Annotated in this window: 21 protein-coding genes; 12 read left to right on the top strand and 9 right to left on the bottom strand. The window is 34.4% G+C overall.

Going from position 1 to position 20,568, the window contains the following annotated elements; translation table 11 throughout:
- From AC061C_RS13065 to AC061C_RS13080, 4 genes are all read left to right on the top strand, one after another.
- Positions 1–863, top strand: an 863-nt coding sequence (locus tag AC061C_RS13065; RefSeq protein ID WP_478291535.1) for a prohibitin family protein, incomplete at its 5' end; no start/stop codon positions are given.
- Between the two features lie 51 nt (positions 864–914).
- Complete coding sequence (locus tag AC061C_RS13070; protein WP_091204000.1) at positions 915–1,142, top strand: DUF8828 family protein; 228 nt, start codon at positions 915–917, stop codon at positions 1,140–1,142.
- Between the two features lie 32 nt (positions 1,143–1,174).
- Positions 1,175–1,408: a hypothetical protein gene (locus tag AC061C_RS13075; protein ID WP_478291536.1), complete on the top strand. Its 234-nt coding sequence runs from the start codon at positions 1,175–1,177 to the stop codon at positions 1,406–1,408.
- Between the two features lie 253 nt (positions 1,409–1,661).
- Complete coding sequence (locus AC061C_RS13080; RefSeq protein ID WP_478291537.1) at positions 1,662–2,417, top strand: hypothetical protein; 756 nt, start codon at positions 1,662–1,664, stop codon at positions 2,415–2,417.
- Between the two features lie 15 nt (positions 2,418–2,432).
- On the opposite strand, the gene meaB is transcribed toward AC061C_RS13080, so the two are convergent.
- Positions 2,433–3,521 (bottom strand): methylmalonyl Co-A mutase-associated GTPase MeaB, encoded by a 1,089-nt coding sequence (meaB, locus tag AC061C_RS13085; protein WP_478291538.1) that lies wholly within the window; start codon positions 3,519–3,521, stop codon positions 2,433–2,435.
- A gap of 165 nt (positions 3,522–3,686) precedes the next feature.
- On the opposite strand from meaB, the gene AC061C_RS13090 reads away from it, so the two are divergent.
- Both AC061C_RS13090 and AC061C_RS13095 read left to right on the top strand, forming a co-directional pair.
- Entirely contained in the window at positions 3,687–4,598 is a 912-nt protein-coding gene (locus tag AC061C_RS13090) for an AEC family transporter (RefSeq protein WP_478291539.1), read from the top strand.
- 50 nt (positions 4,599–4,648) lie between these two features.
- Complete coding sequence (locus AC061C_RS13095; RefSeq protein ID WP_478291540.1) at positions 4,649–5,860, top strand: MFS transporter; 1,212 nt, start codon at positions 4,649–4,651, stop codon at positions 5,858–5,860.
- Between the two features lie 53 nt (positions 5,861–5,913).
- On the opposite strand, the gene AC061C_RS13100 is transcribed toward AC061C_RS13095, so the two are convergent.
- The 7 genes from AC061C_RS13100 to AC061C_RS13130 form a co-directional block, all read right to left on the bottom strand.
- Positions 5,914–6,795, bottom strand: a complete 882-nt coding sequence (locus tag AC061C_RS13100) for a DMT family transporter (protein WP_478291541.1) — start codon at positions 6,793–6,795, stop codon at positions 5,914–5,916.
- Positions 6,792–7,376: a GDP-mannose pyrophosphatase NudK gene (nudK, locus tag AC061C_RS13105; RefSeq protein WP_478291542.1), complete on the bottom strand. Its 585-nt coding sequence runs from the start codon at positions 7,374–7,376 to the stop codon at positions 6,792–6,794. The genes AC061C_RS13100 and nudK overlap by 4 nt, the downstream gene beginning before the upstream one ends.
- Positions 7,377–7,435: 59 nt before the next feature.
- Complete coding sequence (locus tag AC061C_RS13110; protein ID WP_478291543.1) at positions 7,436–8,707, bottom strand: adenylosuccinate synthase; 1,272 nt, start codon at positions 8,705–8,707, stop codon at positions 7,436–7,438.
- A gap of 31 nt (positions 8,708–8,738) precedes the next feature.
- Positions 8,739–9,221, bottom strand: coding sequence for a Fur family transcriptional regulator (locus tag AC061C_RS13115; RefSeq protein WP_417946175.1), 483 nt, complete (start codon positions 9,219–9,221; stop codon positions 8,739–8,741).
- Between the two features lie 118 nt (positions 9,222–9,339).
- Positions 9,340–11,559 (bottom strand): RelA/SpoT family protein, encoded by a 2,220-nt coding sequence (locus AC061C_RS13120; RefSeq protein WP_478291544.1) that lies wholly within the window; start codon positions 11,557–11,559, stop codon positions 9,340–9,342.
- Between the two features lie 82 nt (positions 11,560–11,641).
- A complete protein-coding gene (locus AC061C_RS13125; protein WP_309758003.1) occupies positions 11,642–12,043 on the bottom strand; it encodes an acyl-CoA thioesterase in 402 nt (133 codons plus the stop codon).
- A gap of 83 nt (positions 12,044–12,126) precedes the next feature.
- On the bottom strand, positions 12,127–12,912 hold the full coding sequence (locus AC061C_RS13130; RefSeq protein WP_478291545.1) for a TrmH family RNA methyltransferase: 786 nt from the start codon (positions 12,910–12,912) through the stop codon (positions 12,127–12,129).
- 202 nt (positions 12,913–13,114) lie between these two features.
- Here AC061C_RS13130 and AC061C_RS13135 point away from each other — a divergent pair, with 202 nt between their 5' ends.
- Genes AC061C_RS13135 through AC061C_RS13155 form a run of 5 tightly spaced genes read left to right on the top strand, consistent with a single transcriptional unit; the run spans position 13,115 to position 18,308 of the window.
- Complete coding sequence (locus AC061C_RS13135) at positions 13,115–13,717, top strand: trimeric intracellular cation channel family protein (RefSeq protein WP_478291546.1); 603 nt, start codon at positions 13,115–13,117, stop codon at positions 13,715–13,717.
- A 35-nt stretch (positions 13,718–13,752) separates the two neighbouring features.
- Positions 13,753–14,703 (top strand): GNAT family N-acetyltransferase, encoded by a 951-nt coding sequence (locus tag AC061C_RS13140; protein WP_478291547.1) that lies wholly within the window; start codon positions 13,753–13,755, stop codon positions 14,701–14,703.
- Positions 14,700–15,818, top strand: coding sequence for a DegT/DnrJ/EryC1/StrS family aminotransferase (locus AC061C_RS13145; RefSeq protein WP_478291548.1), 1,119 nt, complete (start codon positions 14,700–14,702; stop codon positions 15,816–15,818). Before AC061C_RS13140 ends, AC061C_RS13145 begins: the two co-directional genes overlap by 4 nt.
- A complete protein-coding gene (locus AC061C_RS13150; RefSeq protein ID WP_478291549.1) occupies positions 15,806–16,813 on the top strand; it encodes a hypothetical protein in 1,008 nt (335 codons plus the stop codon). The genes AC061C_RS13145 and AC061C_RS13150 overlap by 13 nt, the downstream gene beginning before the upstream one ends.
- 1 nt (position 16,814) lies before the next feature.
- Positions 16,815–18,308: an oligosaccharide flippase family protein gene (locus AC061C_RS13155; protein WP_478291550.1), complete on the top strand. Its 1,494-nt coding sequence runs from the start codon at positions 16,815–16,817 to the stop codon at positions 18,306–18,308.
- A 221-nt stretch (positions 18,309–18,529) separates the two neighbouring features.
- Here the strand turns inward: AC061C_RS13155 and AC061C_RS13160 are convergent, their stop codons facing one another.
- Positions 18,530–19,414 carry a glycosyltransferase family 2 protein gene (locus AC061C_RS13160; RefSeq protein ID WP_478291551.1) on the bottom strand — a complete coding sequence of 295 codons (885 nt, stop codon included), beginning with the start codon at positions 19,412–19,414 and terminating at the stop codon, positions 18,530–18,532.
- 46 nt (positions 19,415–19,460) lie between these two features.
- Between AC061C_RS13160 and AC061C_RS13165 the strand changes: the two genes are divergently transcribed.
- Positions 19,461–20,567, top strand: a complete 1,107-nt coding sequence (locus AC061C_RS13165) for a glycosyltransferase (protein ID WP_478291552.1) — start codon at positions 19,461–19,463, stop codon at positions 20,565–20,567.
- Position 20,568 lies beyond the last annotated feature (1 nt).

Here is a 20,568-nt window from a genome sequence, read left to right on the forward strand (position 1 = left end):
TTACATTAAAAAACAACCTAAATTCTTTCTCTAAATTCTCTGGAAGTCTTAAAATCATTGGAGTACTTCTGATCATTTTAGGGATTTTTTCGTCTATGTTCAAACAAATTGACGCTGGGAAAGTAGGAGTAAAGTCCCTTTATGGTAGCGTTCAGACAGATATTTTACAAAGCGGACTCAGTTTGATAAATCCGCTTATGGATGTGACAGAATTTGATATTCAAACCCAAAATTACACCATGTCTGCAATTCATAGTGAAGGCGCTCAAGCGGGTGATGATGCCATTCGCGTATTGTCAAATGATGGACTTGAAGTCGTTATCGACCTTACCGTTTTATTTAGAGTATCGCCAGAAGCCGCTCCAAAAATTCTAAAAGAAATTGGCGTAAACTACAGTGATAAAATTGTTCGTCCCGTTACTCGAACTCGTATTCGCGACAATGCTGTTTATTATGATGCCGTAGCTTTGTATTCTACTAAAAGGAATGAATTTCAGCAGCGTATATTTAAAACAATTGAAGCCGATTTTAAATCAAGAGGTTTGGTTTTAGAGCAATTATTGATTCGCAATATAAACCTTCCAGCATCGGTAAAAGCTTCTATCGAAAGTAAAATTAATGCCGAGCAAGATGCCCAAAAAATGACATTTGTGCTGCAGAAAGAAAAACAAGAAGCAGAGCGTAAGCGAGTAGAAGCGCAAGGTATTGCTGATTACCAGCGTATTATTTCAACAGGATTATCAGATAAGCAATTGCAATACGAGCAAATAAAAGCGCAGAAAGAACTAGCAGCATCAACTAATACCAAGATTATCTTTATGAATGGCAGCCGAAACACACCTATAATTCTTTCGGATAAATAGTTCTTTCAAAATTTAAATAACTCAATATCAAATCAACTAAACAATACTAAAATGGAATTACCAAAATTTTTACTAGGAGACAATACAGATTTCCCCGAAGATATATTCATCATACACCTTGATTACCCAAGATTTATCATCAATTTGAAAGACGATGAAGTAGAGTTTATGGAAGAAGCAGAGGATCTTGACGAGGCAGAATTAAACGCAGAAATGGAGGGATTAATAGTTCTTGCCAATGAGTTTTATGATCGAGAAATTAAACTTTACGAGGAGTAGTTAAATTTTTGTATTACCTAATTTATATTCAAATGAAAAATATTTTTATCTATTCTATGTTTATTTTTGGTACAATACTTATAATTAAAGGTGTTTTTAACTTTTTTCCGTTTGAAATTAGATCAAATATAAACGCAAGTGAAGCCTATAATTCTGGACATATTGTAGGATATATTATTGGTAAATTTGGTAAGATTGCTCTTGGTATTTTAATGTTAAAGTATGGATGCCAAAGTTATTTAGAAGGAAAAAGAAGAACAGAATAGATTATTCTTTTTTAAAATAGGTTTCTAATTATTTTTGAGCGGTTGCAAATGGTGAAATTTCATCATTTTGCAACCGCTTTTTATTTCACTTTTTTAGATGATTTAAAATAAATTTTACATTTAAATAAAATAGTTGTAATTTTAATACTCTGAATTATAATAGATTAGAGATGAATAAAAATAATAAGGAATTGAGATAGAAAAAACAAACCTTTAATTCTGTACTACTATAAACCATTAAATCTAAACGGTCATGAAAAATATAAAAACAAGTTCAAAAATCTTTTTCGTTCTACTTTTATTGGTGCAAAATAGTTTTGCTCAACAAAAAGGGATAGATAAAGCTGTTAAAGAAAAAGAAATACTAGGAACAATAGTGAATGGGAAAAGCAATATAAATAATATAAACGGTGGAATGCCAAATAGAATTTCGATGAATGTTACCGTTCCAAAACAGACTCAAGGGGCAACATTTGGCGAAAAAGTAAGCGCTGGTAAAATAACTGTTGCAGTAGTTGAAGGAGGTTGTGTTGTTTTATTTGCTTCTAATACAGGCTACAGGATTAATACCGCCAATAATAGTATTGTTGAATTGTCTAAGGATGAGAGTCTCGCTTTTGGAGAAAAAGTAAATCAAGGGTTACAAGCCGCCGGCGGAGCCTTAGCGCAAGGCGCTTCGTTATTGGGCGGATCTTTACCCGGTGGCGCTATTATTTCCGCAGCAGTTTCTAGCGTTGGTAATTTATCAGGTGGCGCAGGTGGAGGTGCTGCTGCAGCTTCTTATGCAAAAACCGGAAAAAAAGCTTGGGAAATCAATGATAAAGGGGACGGTGTGATGCTAGAGTTGACTAATGGGGAATTTGAATTGACATTTGTTATAGTTGAAAAAGCTTCTTCTGGCTTAAAGGATACCTTAAAAACGCAAGTTCGCATTGGTTTTGAAATAATAAGTAATGTTTTAAAAACCAAACACGATACCGCTAAAAACTCGGTGAGTAACATTCGTTAATAAAAGACTTAACGGTTAAAATTTAAAATACTTTTCTAATAATATTTGAGCGGCTGCAAAGGGTGAAATTTCATCATTTTGTACCGCTTTTTTATTGGTTTCAAGCAGCTTTTGAATTTCTGGATGTTGGTAGAAATTGTTTTTTAATTGCTCGTTGATCGTTTCTAACATCCAATATTGGTTTTGTTCTTTGCGTTTTTCAAAGAAATAATTGTTGCCTTTTGTCAGTTCCAAGAATTTTTGAATAGTTTCCCACACGGCACTAATACCTTCATTAGTAATTGCACTGCAAGCAGCAGTAGTGGGTGTCCAGCCTGATTTTTTGGCAGGGAACAGATGTAACGCTCTATTAAATTCCAGTTTGGCTAGATTCGCTTTTTTAATATTGTCACCATCCGCTTTATTAATGACAATAGCATCTGCCATTTCCATGATTCCGCGCTTTATTCCTTGCAATTCATCACCAGCACCAGATATTTTTAATAAAAGGAAAAAATCAACCATGCTGTGAACGGCGGTTTCACTTTGGCCTACACCTACAGTTTCAATGATAATAGTGTCAAAGCCAGCTGCTTCACAAAGCGTTATGGTTTCTCGAGTTTTTCGAGCCACACCTCCTAATGTTTCTCCCGAAGCCGAAGGACGGATAAACGCATTTTTATCCTTTACGAGTTCTTCCATTCTGGTTTTATCCCCAAGAATACTGCCGTGACTGATCGTACTGCTGGGATCTACAGCGAGTACCGCCACTTTTTTGCCTAGACTAGTTAAATAGGTTCCAAAAGCTTCAATAAAAGTACTTTTACCCACGCCTGGAACGCCTGTAATTCCTATACGCACCGATTGATTGGCGTGTGGCAAACACGCATTGATAACTTCATTGGCTTTCGCCAAATGACCGCTATTGGTACTTTCCACTAAAGTTATGGCGCGACTCAAGGCTGTAATGTTTTCGTCTAAAATGCCAGCAACAAGATCTTTTGCCGAAGGTTGTATTTTTCTAAAACGTTGAATGGTACCAATGGCCGAAGCACTGATAATTTCAGGAGCAGCAATACCGGGTTTTTCTTGTAAGGCGCTAGGATTAGGTTTTTTATTTGGCAAAACTATTTTTTAGAATAGTAAAAATAATAAAAACTATTTTGAATAGACCGTCATTCTCTTAAAATGTCATTTCATTTTGATGGTTCCTCTTTTGTCGTCTATTTTTACAAATTTTATTTTTTTGAATTCATTTTATTTACCATTAGTCAATATCTTTGATCTATTATGACCAACTTTATCCTAATTTTTGTTTTTTTATTGCTAGGCATTGTATTGCAACATGTAAAATGGTTCCCCACTCACGCCTATACTGTATTAAATAAGATTGTTATTTACGTCTGCCTTCCTGCCTTGGCTTTGTATTACATTCCTAAAATCAATTGGAGTCCGGAATTACTCTATCCTATTGGTGTAGCTTGGATTGGCTTTATAGTGTCGTATTTGTTTTTTAGTATTTTAGGAAAGCGGTTGGGATGGTCTAAAAAATTGATTGGTTGCTTAATTCTAACCGCTGGTTTAGGAAATACTTCTTTTTTGGGTTTTCCAATTATTGAAGTGCTGTATGGCGAAGAAGGTTTGAAAACAGCCATTTTGGTAGACCAACCGGGCTCTTTTGTGGTGCTGTCTACTTTAGGAATTTTGGTGGCGACCATTTATTCTAGCGGGAACCCCAATGGTTTTCAAATTGCCAAAAAGATTTTTCTTTTTCCACCGTTTATCACTTTTTTAATTGCTTGCGTGATGAATATTCTGAATTTTGAATTTCTGGATTTTCTACAGGTGGTCTTCAAAACAACAGGTAGTTTTGTAACGCCTTTAGCTTTGCTATCCGTAGGTTTACAGTTGCGTTTCGATCGAAAAAGTCAGCATTGGCACTTTTTGGGATTAGGTCTTTTATATAAACTAATACTGACGCCCGCACTGATTTACGTGTTGTATGTTGTAATTTTGCAGCAGCATTCAAAAGTGATCCAAGTTGCAGTACTAGAATCGGCAATGGCGCCCATGATTACCGCTTGTATTTTGGCTTCCACACACGGATTAAAACCGCGATTGAGTAGCATGATGATTGGTTTTGGAATCCCATTATCGTTTGTTACGCTATTTTTTTGGTATTTTTTGGTTCAGTTTATTTGAATGTTTTAATGCGAGTTTTGTTCGTTAATCATTGACCTATTTTATTATATATGAATTCAACTTTAGGGACGTCCTCAAACACACATACTAGTCCTATTGCGCAACAAACCATTTATTCGATATTATTTTCGATTGCTTTTGCTCATTTATTAAACGATTTGCTGCAAGCAGTTATTCCTGCTTCCTATCCCATTTTAAAGCAAAATTTTAATTTAAATTTTACCCAAATAGGTTTAATCACCCTAGCGTATCAGCTGGCAGCTTCGATCTTGCAACCGCTAGTGGGATTGTACACTGATAAAAGGCCCAAACCTTTTTCTCAAATTTTCGGAATGTTGTTTACTTTAGCTGGAATTGTTAGTTTATCCTATGCTTCTAGTTTTGGAATGATAATCGCAGCAGTAATTTTGGTTGGTATTGGTTCCTCTATTTTTCATCCAGAAGCGTCGCGAATTTCTTTTTTGGCCTCAGGCGGAAAACGGGGTTTAGCGCAGTCTATCTTTCAATTGGGAGGGAATGCCGGGACAGCAATTGGTCCCTTGTTAGTGGCGCTTATAGTAGTGCCAAACACACAATTTTATATCATTTGGTTTGCCATTGTTGCGTTAATCGGATTGCTAGTTTTAAGCCGAATTGCACTTTGGTATCAAAGCCATTTGAATTTAAGAATTATTAAAAAAGCGGTGATTGATTTGCCCAATCTGTCTCAAAAAACGATTGTAATATCGGTGGTGATTTTAATGATTTTGATATTTTCGAAGTTCTTTTATATGGCGAGTATGTCGAGTTACTTCACCTTTTATTTGATTGAAAAATTTGGATTATCGGTGCAAGATGCCCAATTTCATTTGGTTTTGTTTTTAGTTTCTTGTGCTATCGGAACTTTAATTGGTGGGCCGCTTGGCGACAAGTTTGGGAGAAAATATGTGATTTGGTTTTCTGTTTTAGGAGCTGCACCGTTTACATTATTATTGCCGTATATGGATTTGTTTTGGACAGGAGTGTTATCAGTGGTGATAGGAATAATTATTTCATCTGCATTTCCAGCAATTTTAGTTTATGCACAAGAATTATTGCCTAAAAAACTCGGAATGGTTTCTGGTCTTTTTTACGGTTTTGCTTTTGGAATGGGTGGTTTAGGTTCGGCTTTATTAGGAAATCTTGCGGATCATACCAGTATTACTTATGTATATAATCTTTGTGCCTTTTTACCTTTGATTGGGATCATTGCTTTCTTTTTGCCGAATTTAAAAAAGAAATAGAACTGCTTTACAGCAATTTATTTTTGTCTAAAAGTTTTTTTTTGATTCTGCCACTATTTTTTATTGGTAATCAATAAACCCACAATAATAATTCCCATACTGATAACTTGAGTTATTACAATGGCTTGATTTAGAAAAATATATGCTAAAACTCCACTAAAAACAGGAATCAGATAATAAATCATGGCCGTTTTTGAAGTGCCGATAAATCGAATTGCTTCGTTCCAGAAATAGAACGAAATTAAGGAGGCGTAAATTCCAACATAACTTACAACTAAGATTGTTTTGATGTCAAAATATACTTTTTTAAAGTACAGATTTTCAATAAAATAAAACGGAAACAATAATATGGTTCCAATTACAAAAACACTGAAAAGAAAGACTTTTGGGGACAATTCATCTGGCTTTTTACGGACTAAAATGGTATAATATGCAAAAAATAAACAAGCCAAAAGCATCAAAACATCGCCAATCGCAAAATTGATTTGTAACAGAGCTTGAAACGATCCTTTCGAAATGAGTACCAAAACTCCCGTAATGATTATTGCAATTCCTGTAATTTTAATGTTCGAAATTTTTTCTTTAAAAATAATTCGAGACAAAACTACAATGAATAAAGGAATGGAAATCGCAATCAATGATAAGTTGACCGCACTTGTTGTTTTACCTGCAAAATAAATGAGTGTATTAAACACGGTAATGCCCAGTACAGCTGTAAGTGCAAGGTATGCAAAATGATACCGTATAATTTTGAAATCATTGATAGTACTTTTTAAAGCAAATGGTGCCAACACAATGCAAGCAACGGTCCAGCGCCAAAAAGCCAAACCAACAGGAGGAATGTGGCCTTTTATTCCGCTTGCAACGACCATATTTCCAGACCAAAGCAAGGTGGCTAATAAAGCAAATAGAATCCCTTTAGTCGCATTATTCATTGCAGGAAACTGTTAATTTTGGCATATTGTAATAGAATAATAGTCTTAGCATCCTGCATTTGGCCAGATTCAATCATAGCATAGGCTTCATCAAATGGCATTTCTATTACCTCAATGTTTTCTTCCTCGTGTGCTACGCCACCTCCTTCACTCACTCGCATCGATTCATCGTACTCGCCTACAAATAAATATAAAATTTCGGTTACTGCGCCAGGTGACATATAGGTTTCCATTACTTTAGTAACGTTTGTAATGCGGTAGCCAGTTTCTTCTTCGGTTTCCCGAATGATGCATTGCTCTGGATTGTCTTGGTCTAAAAGTCCGGCACAAACTTCCAGCATCATACCAGTTGAATTCCCATTTACAAATGTAGGTAAACGAAATTGTCGGGTCAAAATGACGGTTTTTTGTTGTTTATTATACAATAAAATTGCTGCACCATTGCCTCGGTCGTATACTTCTCTTCTTTGGGTAATCCAAGAGTCGTCTTTTTTTTGATAGTCAAAAGTAACTTTGTTTAAAACATAATGGTTGTCAGAGAGTACTTCGGTGTTCTTGATTATGATTTTTGGATCAGTCATAAGGTTCAATATAGATTTAAACCAAAAAAACGCCCTGGAATCCAGGGCGTTTGGTTGTATTATTTTAAGATGGTTTGTTTTCTGTCGGGACCAACTGAGACTATTTTGATTGGAACTTCAACTTCTCTTTCGATAAATTCAATATATTCTTTCAATTCAATTGGCAATTCATCATAAGTTGTCATACCTGTTAAATCTTGTTTCCATCCTTTGAAGTCTTGGTAAACAGGAGTTACATTTTCTGGCTCTATGTTGTATGGGAAATGAGCAATTTTTTCGCCTTTATAATTGTATTCGGTGCACACTTTTAAGGTTTCAAATCCTGACAGTACATCGCCTTTCATCATCATTAACTGCGTCACGCCATTTACTTGGACCGCATATTTAAGCGCTACTAAGTCTAACCAACCACAACGTCTTTGTCTTCCTGTAACAGATCCAAATTCATTTCCTACACGTGCCATCGTAGCGCCATCTTCGTCAAAAAGTTCTGTTGGAAACGGACCACTACCTACTCGTGTTACGTAGGCTTTGAAAATTCCGTAGACTTCTTTGATTTTATTTGGAGCAATCCCTAAACCAGTACAAGCGCCAGCAGCTGTTGTATTTGATGAAGTTACAAAAGGATAGGTACCAAAATCGACATCTAATAAAGAACCTTGAGCACCTTCGCATAATATTGCTTTTCCTGCTTTTTGCGCCTGGTGTAAATATTCTTCGCTATCGATGAAATCTAATTTTTTAAGTTCTTCAATAGCTTCAAAGAATTCTTTTTCAAGTTCTTCAAGATTGTATTGGATGGCTACATCATAAAACTTGATCATGGCTTCATGCTTGTCAGCTAGAGCTCTGTAACGGTCTGCAAAATCTTCTAATTCAATATCTCCTACACGAAGACCATTTCTTCCAGTTTTGTCCATATAAGTTGGACCAATTCCTTTTAAGGTAGAACCAATTTTTGCTTTTCCTTTAGACGCTTCAGAAGCTGCATCTAGTAAGCGGTGCGTAGGCAAGATTAAGTGTGCTTTTCTAGATATGATTAATTTATTTTTGATGTCTAAATTAAATCGTTCCAGACCTTCAATTTCTTTTTGAAATACAACAGGATCAATTACTACTCCGTTTCCAATGATGTTTACAGCAGTTTTGTGAAAAATACCGGATGGTATCGTTCTAAGAACATGTTTTATTCCGTCAAATTCTAAGGTGTGTCCTGCATTTGGTCCTCCTTGAAAACGGGCTATAATATCATATTTAGAAGTAAGAACATCAACAATTTTTCCTTTTCCCTCATCTCCCCATTGTAATCCTAGTAATAAATCTACCGTCATTCTGTATGTTATTTGTAGTTAGTTTTTATGTTTAAGGACGATCTTTTTCGTCTAAGCTTTTATTTTGTCTTTTAGTTCCGTAGAGATACAACGAGTGGTTGGTAATTTCTATATCAAAAATTTCTTCAATTGTTTTTTTGATAGTTTGAATTCTAGGATCGCAAAATTCAATTACTTCGCCAGTATCGGTCATGATAATATGATCGTGTTGTTTGTCAAAGTATGATTTTTCGTAATGTGCTTGATTTTGGCCAAATTGGTGTTTGCGTACCAAAGCACAGTCTAATAGCAACTCAATGGTGTTGTAAAGTGTTGCTCTGCTCACACGATAGTTTTTGTTTTTCATCTTGATATACAGATTCTCTACATCAAAATGTTCTTCGCTATCGTAAATTTCCTGAAGGATTGCATAACGTTCTGGAGTTTTGCGATGTCCTTTTTTTTCGAGATACATTGTAAAAACATTTTTTACAATCTCTTGGTTTTTGGTGTTATCTGTGGAAATGAGTGTCATATGCAGGCAAAGGTAATTTTTTTAGTTTAAAGTATAAAGATTCCAGTTTGTTTAGTTTTAAGTTTTTTAAGTTTCATATGCAGTACACTTTGATTTGAAACAAAAATAGAATTTATTACTACGTTTTATAAACACGTGTTACTTTATCTATACCGTCAATTTTTTTGATATTATTGATCATTTTTTTCAAAATGGTGTTGTTTTGCACAATTACAGCCACTTGACCATGAAAAATTCCTGCATCAGTACTCAAGGAAATACTTTGAATATTAACATGCATATTATTTGATATCACTTTTGTCAATTGGTTGGTAAGCCCTAAAACATCCATTCCAGTAACGTTAATAATGGCTTTGAATTCTTCTTGCGAGGAGTCAATCCATTTGGCTGTCATAATTCGGTACGCATAGTTGGACTGCATGCCCAGCGCGTTCGGACAATCTTTTTTGTGCACTTTTATTCCTTCGTTGATAGTTACAAATCCAAATACGTCATCTCCAGGTATGGGGTTGCAGCAAGGTGATAACTTGTAATCTAATTTATCGTGTTCTTTTCCAAAAACGAGCATGTCATAATTACTACTGATCGTTGGTTTATGAATATCCTCATCGGCTGTACTTGGTGAACGTTTCATTTTATTTTTGAAAAAATTAATGAAACTATTACTTTTTTGTGCTGCGTAATCCTTGAGTTGTTGATTTTCAATGGCACCTATTCCCACGCGATAAAATAAATCTAAACTTGTTTTGAGTTTGAAAAAATTAACTAATTCATTAACCACTTGTTCGCTCATGGTTATTTTTAAATGTTTTAATTTTCGAGTAAGAAGTTCTTTTCCTTCTTCGCCAATTTTCTTGGTGTTTTCGTTTAAAACATTTTTTATTTTCGTTTTTGCTCGCGAAGTAGTTACATAGTCCAACCAGTTGATGGTCGGTTTTTGATGTTGTGAAGTAATAACGTCAATTTGGTCACCACTTTTTAATTCGAAATTCAAAGGAACTAATTTTCCATTAACGCGTGTTCCTCTGGTTCTAATTCCTATTTCAGAGTGAATACTAAAAGCAAAATCAAGTGATGTAGCGCCTTTGGGTAATGATTTTATTTCACCTTTTGGGGTAAAAACAAAGATTTCTTTGGAATATAAATTCATTTTAAAATCTTCAACAAAATCTACAGCATTCGTTTCAGAATTTTCTAAAGCTTCCTTGAGTAAGTTTAACCAAACATCTAAACCGCTTTCTTCTGTAGCGCCGTTTTTATATTTATAGTGCGCAGCATACCCTTTTTCGGCAATTTCGTCCATACGCTCACTTCGAACTTGTACTTCTACCCAACGGCCTTTTGGTCCCATAACTGTAATGTGCAAGGCTTCATATCCAGTTGATTTTGGTGATGAAATCCAGTCTCGCAAACGACTAGGGCTTGGTCTGTAATGATCTGTAACGATTGAATATATTTTCCACGCTAGAAATTTTTCATCGTGAGTATTCGATTTGTAAACAATTCGTAAGGCAAATTTATCATAGACTTCATCAAAGCTTACATTTTGCGCCAGCATTTTTCTGCGAATAGAATAAATAGATTTTGGACGGCCTTTGATGATATATTCTACACCTTCCAGGTCTAATGAAGTTTTTAAAACAGTAGAAATGGCTTCGATATAAGCATCTTGCTCTTCTTTTGTTTCTTTTATTTTACTTACAATGTCATTGTAAACTGCTTTTTCTGTGTATTTTAAACCTAAATCTTCAAGTTTAGTTTTTATGTTGTACAAACCCAATCGGTGTGCTAAAGGAGCGTAGATGTATAAGGTTTCTGAGGCAATTTTAGTTTGCTTGTCTTCCTGCATCGACTCCATGGTTTGCATATTATGCAAACGATCGGCTAGTTTAATCAGAATTACACGAACATCATCATTCAAAGTCAGAATCATTTTTCTGAAATTTTCGGCTTGTAATGAAGCGTTTAAATCCTTTTGAACCATCGATATTTTGGTTAATCCTTCAACGAGTTGAGCAACCTTTGGATTAAACAGACGTTCAATATCTTGAATAGTTGTTGGGGTATCTTCAACCACATCATGAAGTAATGCAGCTGCAATAGAGGTAGCGCCCAAACCAATTTCTGAAGCAACGATTTTTGCCACAGCAATGGGATGAAAGATATATGCTTCACCTGATTTTCTTCGTTGGTCTTTGTGTGCCTCTACAGATACATCAAATGCTTTCCGAATCAGTTTCTTGTCCTCAGTGGTCAAGGTTTGGTAACTAATACGTAGCAGTTCTTTGTATTCTTGTGCAATTGCTTTGTTTTCTTTTTCTAGATCTATTTCTGTCATAACGGCATGGTTCATTTCCTAAAAATAACAATAAGTAATCAAATAAACAAGAAGATTTTAGGATTCGAAAATAATACTGGTTCTAAGCAGTTTCATTATTGTCTAGAATGCGAATTGGTTTTTTATTTTCATCTAATGCAACAAAAGTAAAGTTCCCAGATATGGCCTTTTCTCTATGATTGCTGTACATTTGCTCGATATAAATTTCTACTTTCACATCTAAACTAGTGTTTCCAATTTTAGATACTTTACCTATTAGTTCTACAATTGTTCCAGCTGGAATTGGTTTTTTAAAATCAATTCTGTCAGACGAAACCGTTACACATCTTTTTCTAGTAAATCTTGTGGCTGCTATAAACGCTACTTCATCCATCATTAACATGGCTGTTCCTCCAAATAAAGTATCGTAGTGGTTTGTCGTGCTTGGAAAAACGGTTTTAAAAATTCTGGTTTCAGCTTGTAAAATTCTTTCTTCTAAATTCATTTGTGGGATATAAAGTAGTTTGTTTTTTTATTTTAGGCATTCTCTTTTTAGCAATTTCCAATCGTTAATATGCAATCTAAAATCTAAAACCCTCTTTGTCTTTTAGCTTCAAAGATTAAGATGGCAGCTGCGACCGAAACATTCATCGAATCAATTTCGCCTTGCATCGGAATAATGATATTTTGGGTGGCTGCGTTACGCCATTCCTCTGTCAATCCAGTGGCTTCTGTTCCTACAACTAATGCCGTTGGAGTAGTGTAATCTTGCGTGTGGTACGAAGTCGAGTTTTGTAAAGTAGCACAATAAAAATTGATATTTCTTTCTTTCAAAAAAGCTATAATTTCAGCGGTAGTTCCAGTTGCAATTTGGTTGGTGAACAAGCAACCAACGCTGGATCGCACTATGTTTGGGTTGTATAAATCACTTTTTGGATTTGCTATAAGAACGGCATCCAGATTAGCAGCGTCGGCCGTTCGCAGTAATGCGCCAATATTCCCTGGTTTTTCGGGGGCCTCAGCAATAAGAATCAACGGATTTTGTGATAATTTTAAATCGGATAACTGCATCGATTTGGTTTTGGCCACAGCCAAAACACCTTCGGTAGTGTCCCTGTAAGCTAGTTTTTGATAGACTTCTTTATTAATTTCAATCAAATCAGCGTGGCTAGATAATTGTCGGGCTTCGGCTTCCGAGCAAATTTCCGGTAAAAATAAGAGCGTTTCCATTTCATAACCACCTTTAATAGCAATTGCAATTTCGCGCTTTCCTTCCATTAAAAAGGTTCCAGTTTGTTTGCGTACTTTTGCTTTTTCCTGCAATTGCACTAATGATTTGATGTAGGGATTTTGTATCGAAGTGATTTGTTTCAAGAGGTACAACTATTTAATTTTTAGAAAACAAAGATACACAGAGATATTTCAGTTTGCTCTATTTGAATTCGAATATTTACAAGGTGAATCGTAAGTTGATTAATTGTAGAAAATAGAAGTGGTTACACCAGTATTTTTTTTAATTTTGTTTTCTATAATAGAAGCAAACAGCAGGCGTTTTATCCATTTTAATCCAAAATAAATGTTCCAACTTTTAGACATTATCGGCACGATGGCTTTTGCTATGTCTGGCGCTTTGACGGCAATGAATAAAAAATTGGATCCTTTTGGAGTGTTTATCATCGCTTTTGTTACAGCGGTGGGAGGTGGTACACTTCGAGATATTTTGATTGGTAGAACGCCAGTGGGATGGATGCTAGATTTAACTTACGTTTATGTAATCATTATCGGATTTGTATTGGCCATTATTTTTAGAAAAAAATTCGATACGTTGCGAACGTCCTTGTTTTTATTTGATACCATTGGGTTAGGTGTTTTTACTTTAATTGGACTCGAAAAAGGAATAAATATTGGTCTTCATCCAGTTATATGTGTGGCTTTAGGAACCATGACTGCTTGCTTTGGTGGCGTTATTCGAGATATTTTATGTACAGAAATACCTGTTATTTTTAGGAGGGAAATTTATGCGACAATTTGTATTCTGGGCGGAATAGTTTTCTTTATCCTTCGAGAATTTAAATTAGAAAATGATGTATTATACCTGACAACCTCGCTGGTTATTATCTCCGTTCGTCTGATGGCAGTAAAATTCAAATGGTATTTACCTACTCTAGAACATAAATAAAAAATGACTACTTTCACGAAGTCTAAAATTAAATAGTGAAAAACTACTCCGTAAAACAGTACCAAGAGAAGGATTACGCAAATTGGAACACCTTTATCGGTCAAGCCAAAAATGCTGCCTTTTTGTTTCATCGTGATTTTATGGAATACCACAAAGATCGATTTGAGGATTTCTCGCTGATGGTTTTTGAGGACGATAAACTAGTCGCTCTTTTGCCTGCAAACAGAGGTGGAAATGCCGTCTTTTCGCATCAAGGGCTTACTTATGGGGGATTAGTGTATTCAGCTAAATTAAATGGAGAAAAAGTAGCAGTAATTTTGGATTCCCTTTTGTCTTTTTTGAAAGAAAATGAGATGCAAACCTTTTATTACAAGCCAATTCCTTCATTTTATGTGGCAAAAGGCAATGCCGAAATTGATTTTTTTCTAATGAAAAAAGGAGCGATTTTAGATCACAAAGAAATGAACTTGGCCATCAATTTAGCCATGCCATTAACCATTTCAAAAAGTAAATTAAAACATTTCAGGAGAATTGAGGAACTCGATCTCGAACTAGTCGAAGAACAGCAATTGGAGTTATTTTGGGAAATGGTTTTAGAGCCAAGACTATTAGAAAAACACAATGCAAAGCCCGTACATACGAGGCAAGAAATTACGGTGCTCAAAGAGAAGTTTCCGAATAATATTAGACAGTTTTCAGCTTATTATGACGGCGTAATCATTGCAGGCATTACGATTTTCGAGTCAGAAAAAGTGGTGAAATCGCAATATGGAGCCACCACAAAAAAAGGTGAGGAGTTGCGCGCCTTGGATTTTCTATTCATCAATTTGATAAAAAAATACAAGAGTGAAGGCAAACTTTTTTTTGATATGGGAATTGTGAATGAGGATGATGAAAAAGGATACAATGCTGGACTTTTGAAACAAAAAGAAGAATTGGGCTGCTCTGTGTTTAGTCAAGATTTTTATAAAATGAAGCTGATATGATTTCATTTCTGGATTTAAAAAAAATAAACGAACCGTATGAAATTGCTTTTCAAGAAAAATTGAAAGGGGTTTTAGCGAGCGGTTGGTATGTTCTAGGGAATGAAGTCAAGGAATTCGAAACGAGCTTTGCGAAGTATTGCGGCAAGCAATTCTGCATAGGAACTGGAAATGGTCTTGATGCGTTGGTATTGATTTTTAAAGGATACATTCAACTGGGGAAACTTCAAAAAGGCGATGAGGTCATTGTTCCTGCAAATACCTATATTGCTAGTATACTTGCTATTTTACAAGCAGATTTAGTTCCTGTTTTGGTCGAGCCAAAATTAGAAACTTACAACATCAATCCCGATCTAATTACAGAAAAAATCAACTCAAAAACCAAAGCCGTTCTTGTGGTTCATCTCTACGGACAATTGGCAGAAATGGATGCGATACATGAAATTGCTCAGGTAAATAATTTGCTAGTCATTGAAGATGCTGCTCAGGCTCACGGAGCAATCAAAAATCTAGAATCAAAAATCTCGAATCAAAAATCAAGCGTAGCGTATAGTTTTTATCCTGGGAAAAATCTTGGTGCTTTAGGAGATGCTGGCGCAGTTACCACAAATGATTCGGATTTAGCCAAAACCATTCAATCACTTCGGAATTACGGTTCCGAAACCAAATATTACAACGATCACATTGGGGTTAATTCACGATTAGATGAGCTTCAAGCGGCTTTTCTCAATGTGAAACTCCCTTTTTTAGATGCAGATAATGAACACCGAAAAGCAATTGCCAAACGGTATTTGATTGAAATTAAAAATGAAAAAATCATTTTACCAACGGTGTCAATTGATGAAAAGAAGCAATCCAATCACGTTTTTCACTTGTTTGTTATTCGAACTCAAAACAGAATAGATTTACAAGATTATTTGCATCAAAACGGCATACAAACGGTTATCCATTATCCAGTTCCGCCTCACAATCAAAAGGCTTTGTCATTTTTGAACCATTTGTCTTTTCCGATTACCCAAAAAATTCATGATGAAGTATTGAGTTTACCCATAAGTCCTGTTTTAACGATGGATGAGGTGACTAAAATCATTGAAAAACTGAATGAATGGACATCCTAATCAAATCATTTAATAGGCCTTATTATTTGGATAGGTGTATTCAAAGTATTTATAGCAACTGTAGTGGTTTAGAGTTTAATATTAAGATTTTAGACGATGGAACACCACAAAAGTACTTGGATAAATTACAACGCAGTTTCCCTGAAACAATGATCTATAAATCGGGTTATTATGACGAAAAAGTGAAATGCACTTCAGTTGGTAAAACTCCTGAAATAATTGCAATTCCAATTGATTTATGGGTAGAAATTGCGCAAAAATCTTCGGATTATTTTATTTTGTTGGAAGATGATATGTGGTTTACTGAAAAAGTAGATTTGCAAGAATTATTATTTTCGACACAAAAAAATGGTATTCAGTTTGTAAAACTTTTTTGGCTAGGAAATCCAAAATTAATACAGAAAAAAACGATAAAAATTGCCAATAAGATTACTGTTTACAAACCAGATTTATTCATTAGAAACCCCTTTTTATACTACTGTATTTTTTATAAGTTAGATAGATTCGGTATTCGCAAAATGCTTAGATTTTTCAAAATTAATACACTTGATAGGTTGCTAGCCTATTATTCCATATATGCAGTTGCAGGTATTCTATTTCATAAAAATTATTTTTTGCAATTGTGGTCCAATCATAATAATGATGTAAACGAAGGACTCCAGCTCTATAATGCGGTGAAGTTTTACAACAGAAATAAAGAAATATTCTTTGCGCACACAAACAACGAAGTTATGAAAACTGGCTTTTCATCCTCGGCAACTTCACAAAATAAAAACGGAGTGTTGATCGATATGTTTGCTTTTAATTGGATGTTGAATGAGGCTTGGTTTACAAATAAGTTTGATGCTATGAATAATTACCCAAACGATTTTGATGAAACCGTGATTTACGCTATTATTGGTCATCAAAACATATTAGTTTCGAACGAGAAATGGTCCATTTGGAAAAGAGAATTCAGAAATCAATACGAATCCTTTGGTTGTAAATTGGAATAAGATGGATCGAAATAGTAATTCAAATTCATATCAATCAATTTTAGAAGCTACTGGCGTTTTTGGTGCGATGCAATTCATCAAAATGGCTGTGAGCGTTGTTAGCTATAAATTTATTGCTGTTTTTTTAGGCCCAATCGGTATAGGAATAGTTGGATTGGTTACAAATACAATTAATATTATTTCTGCAGTTACTAGTTTTGGTATTAGCACTACCAGTGTGAGAGAAATCGCAAATGCGTCGGGAAAGCCAGACAGCGCTCAAAAAACATCTGAAACTATTTATCTAGTGCAAAAAATGGCATTGGGGATTGGTATATTTGGTACAGTATTAACAATCATATTCAGTCCTCTTCTGAGCCAACTTACTTTTGGTTCTTCAAACAAATATTATTGGTTTGTTTTTTTGTCAATCAACTTTTTTTTTACCAGTTATACCGCTAGCCGCGTTGCAATATTACAAGGAATGCGCATGCTAAAAACAATTGCTATTTCTAATATAGTTTCCTCAATTTTAGTTTCAATTTGTAGTGTTGCCCTATATTATTTTTTAAGATTCGATGGGATTATATATGTCATTTTGCTGGCCAGCGCAATCAATTTGATGGTCAATATCTATTACACCAGAAATGTTCAACAGCAAGTGAATAGACTTCCTATTTCTGAAATTTGGAATAAAGCAATACCGATTTTAAAACTTGGTTTTTTATTGTCAATAAATGTTATTTTTGGGTATGTATGTACGTTTCTTATCAAGCTCTATTTAAATAATAAAGGTGCAGCATTAGAGATTGTCGGGTTTTATGAAGTTAGTACAGTTATTTTAATTTCGTACGTAGGAATGATATTTAATGCCATGGCGATCGATTTTTATCCCAGATTGACTAGCATAAACGAAAATCATTCTGAGATGAAAAATCTAGTAAATCATCAAATTGAAATTGCTTTACTTTTGCTTACACCTGCCATATTGTTTCTTTATATTACAGCTCCTTACTGGATTGAATTTTTGTATTCAAAAGATTTTTTACCCGTTAATATGATTCTTAAAGCGGGGCTTTTTGCAATGATTATAAAGGCGGTAATTTGGCCACTAGGGTTTGTAATTTTGGCCAAAGGCGATAAAAAACAGTATTTTATTCAAGAATTACTAGGTGATTTTTTAAATGTAAGCTTAACCATTTTATCGTATAATTATTTTGGACTTTTAGGTATAGGACTTGCCAGTATTCTGAATTTTAGCTTGTATGGTTTTTATGTCTATCGAGTTGTGAATAAAAAATATGGATTTAGTTTCAAAGTAGCGTGTGCTAAAATTATAGTGTTTTCACTATTTGTGGGAGCTGCAAGTTGTTTATGTCTATTTTATTTTTCAAACTTTACTGCGCAGATCATCATTTCTATATTGCTTGTTTTTTCGCTTGTGTATTCGTTTCGAGGAATTAATAAGCGGGTGGGATTGAGAAATTACTATTTGAAAATTAAAAATAAATTTTGACCTCGATTAGTAATTTAAAATCTTCACACAATTAACAATAGCTACCTGATTGAAGTTTTTTACATCTACAAAACTCAAAAAAAGTCTAAAATTGAAAGTATAATAATTGTATGCAAATCGAACTTTGCTCAGCAGTCCTATTTAATTGAATGAACGCGTTTTGATAGAATCAAATTACTAGGAAACAAAATCGGTTAAATCAGTATCTAAAAAAACTGTAATTATAGTCTTAGCTTTATCGCAAGTAAACTATATTTCAAGAGTAGCATGTAATCGGCTGTTTTATAGGCTAAAATCAGTTCAAAATGAATTCGTTTTAAAACAGCTTCATTTTCTTTTTTTGTTTTGTTAAGTGCAATTGCCTTTTTTAGAATTAAATAAGTAGAGTGGTTTATTTTTCGGCCTCGAGCATCATTTTTCTTAAAAAAATGGGTTCCTAATGAATTTTCGACAGTTCTTTTTTGAATTAAAATAGCATCAATAAAATCGAAAGCATACATTCGAGATGCGCGAATCCAAAAATCTAAATCTTCATAAGCCAGCGACTCGTCATAACCATTTAAAGAATCAAACACTGATTTTTTTACCATCGATGAAACCGAGCACATACAATCACCACCACTAAGAACGGATTCGTAAATATCACCCGTGAGTCTGGGAGTTACTACTTTTTTAAGATGGTTTACAGGGAAATAATAAGAATCAAAAACTCCTTTTTCAGTGATTAATGCAGCATTGCCATAGACAACACCAAGGTTTTTATAAGCTGTATTTTTATAAGCATTTATTTGTGAGCTCACACAATGTGGCAATAAAACATCATCAGCCGCCAAGTCAATGATGAATTCACCTTGGGCTTTTTTCAAGGCTTTATTGAACGATTTCGTGCTTCCTAAATTAAAGTCGTTTGCAATAAATTGGATTTTCGGGAAATCAAGGCACCATTTTTCGATGATAGCTTTTGAATTATCGGTGCTACAATCATCAACAATAATAAGCTCTATACAAGGATAATCTTGATTAATTACTGAAAACAAACTCTCCAAGATATAATCCTGCTGATTGTAACACAAGCAAATAATGGTGACCAATGGATTGACTTGCATATTTTTTTAAAAGAGTTATATTTGATACGAAAATAAGAAATCGATAATGATATTGCCCAACAAAAAAATTAAAATTGCTTTAATTGGTTATCGATTAAGTACTGGCGGAGCCGAAAAGGTTATGGCCACACTGTCTCATTTTTTTGAAAAACAAGGATTAGAGGTTCATAATATTATCGTTCTGGATTCCGTTTCGTATGCCTATTCCGGGAAATTAGTTAATTTAGGTAAGCTGAAAAATGCATCCAACAACTTTTTTAATAAATGGAAACGGTTCACTTTTCTTAAAAAATACCTAGTCGAAAACCAATTTGATTTCATTATCGATTTCCGATTTAGAGTAAAACCCATTCAAGAAGTGCTCATTGCAAAGTTGCTTTATAAAACGAAAACTATTTTTACTGTTCATAGTTTTCTAATAGATCATTACCTGCCAAATTGGACTTTTCTTAGCCGCTTTATGTACGGAGATTGTTATAAAATAGTCAGTATTTCGGATGAATCCAAAGCATTAATACAGAATAAACACCAGTTAAAAAATGTTATCCGAATTTATAATCCAATTGATATTGATGAAATTACCCTAAAAAGTAAAGAGAAAAGTGAGCTTGAATTTGATTGTATTATTAGCATGGGCCAAATGGAAACCAACATCAAACAATTTGATAAATTGATTGAAGCATATTCCAAATCTATTTTACCAAAAACCGGCATTCATTTGGTTTTACTGGGCGATGGAGAACAAATGCAAATGCTCTTAAATGTGGCTAAAACAAGAAATATAGTTGATAAAGTACATTTTTTGGGCTACCAGGACAATCCATTTAAATATTTAAAAAAGGCGCGATTTTTTGTTTTAAGTAGTTTGTATGAAGGTTTGCCCAATGTTATTCTAGAATCTTTGGCTTGCGAAACGCCAGTCGTAGCTTTTGATTGTTCCTCTGGACCACGCGAAATGATTCTGCATAAGGAAAATGGATTGTTGGTTGCAAACCAAGATGTTGAAAAACTTGCTGAAGCAATGAATTTATTGGTAGAAGATGAAAATTTATATCGATATTGCAAGCAAAATGCATTGCAAAGTGTGCAATCTTTTTCGGTTTCAAGTATCGGAAAACAATGGTTGGATCTTATGAAAATTAGCTTAAAATAGA

This window comes from Flavobacterium sp. GNP010 (genome assembly GCF_056428945.1).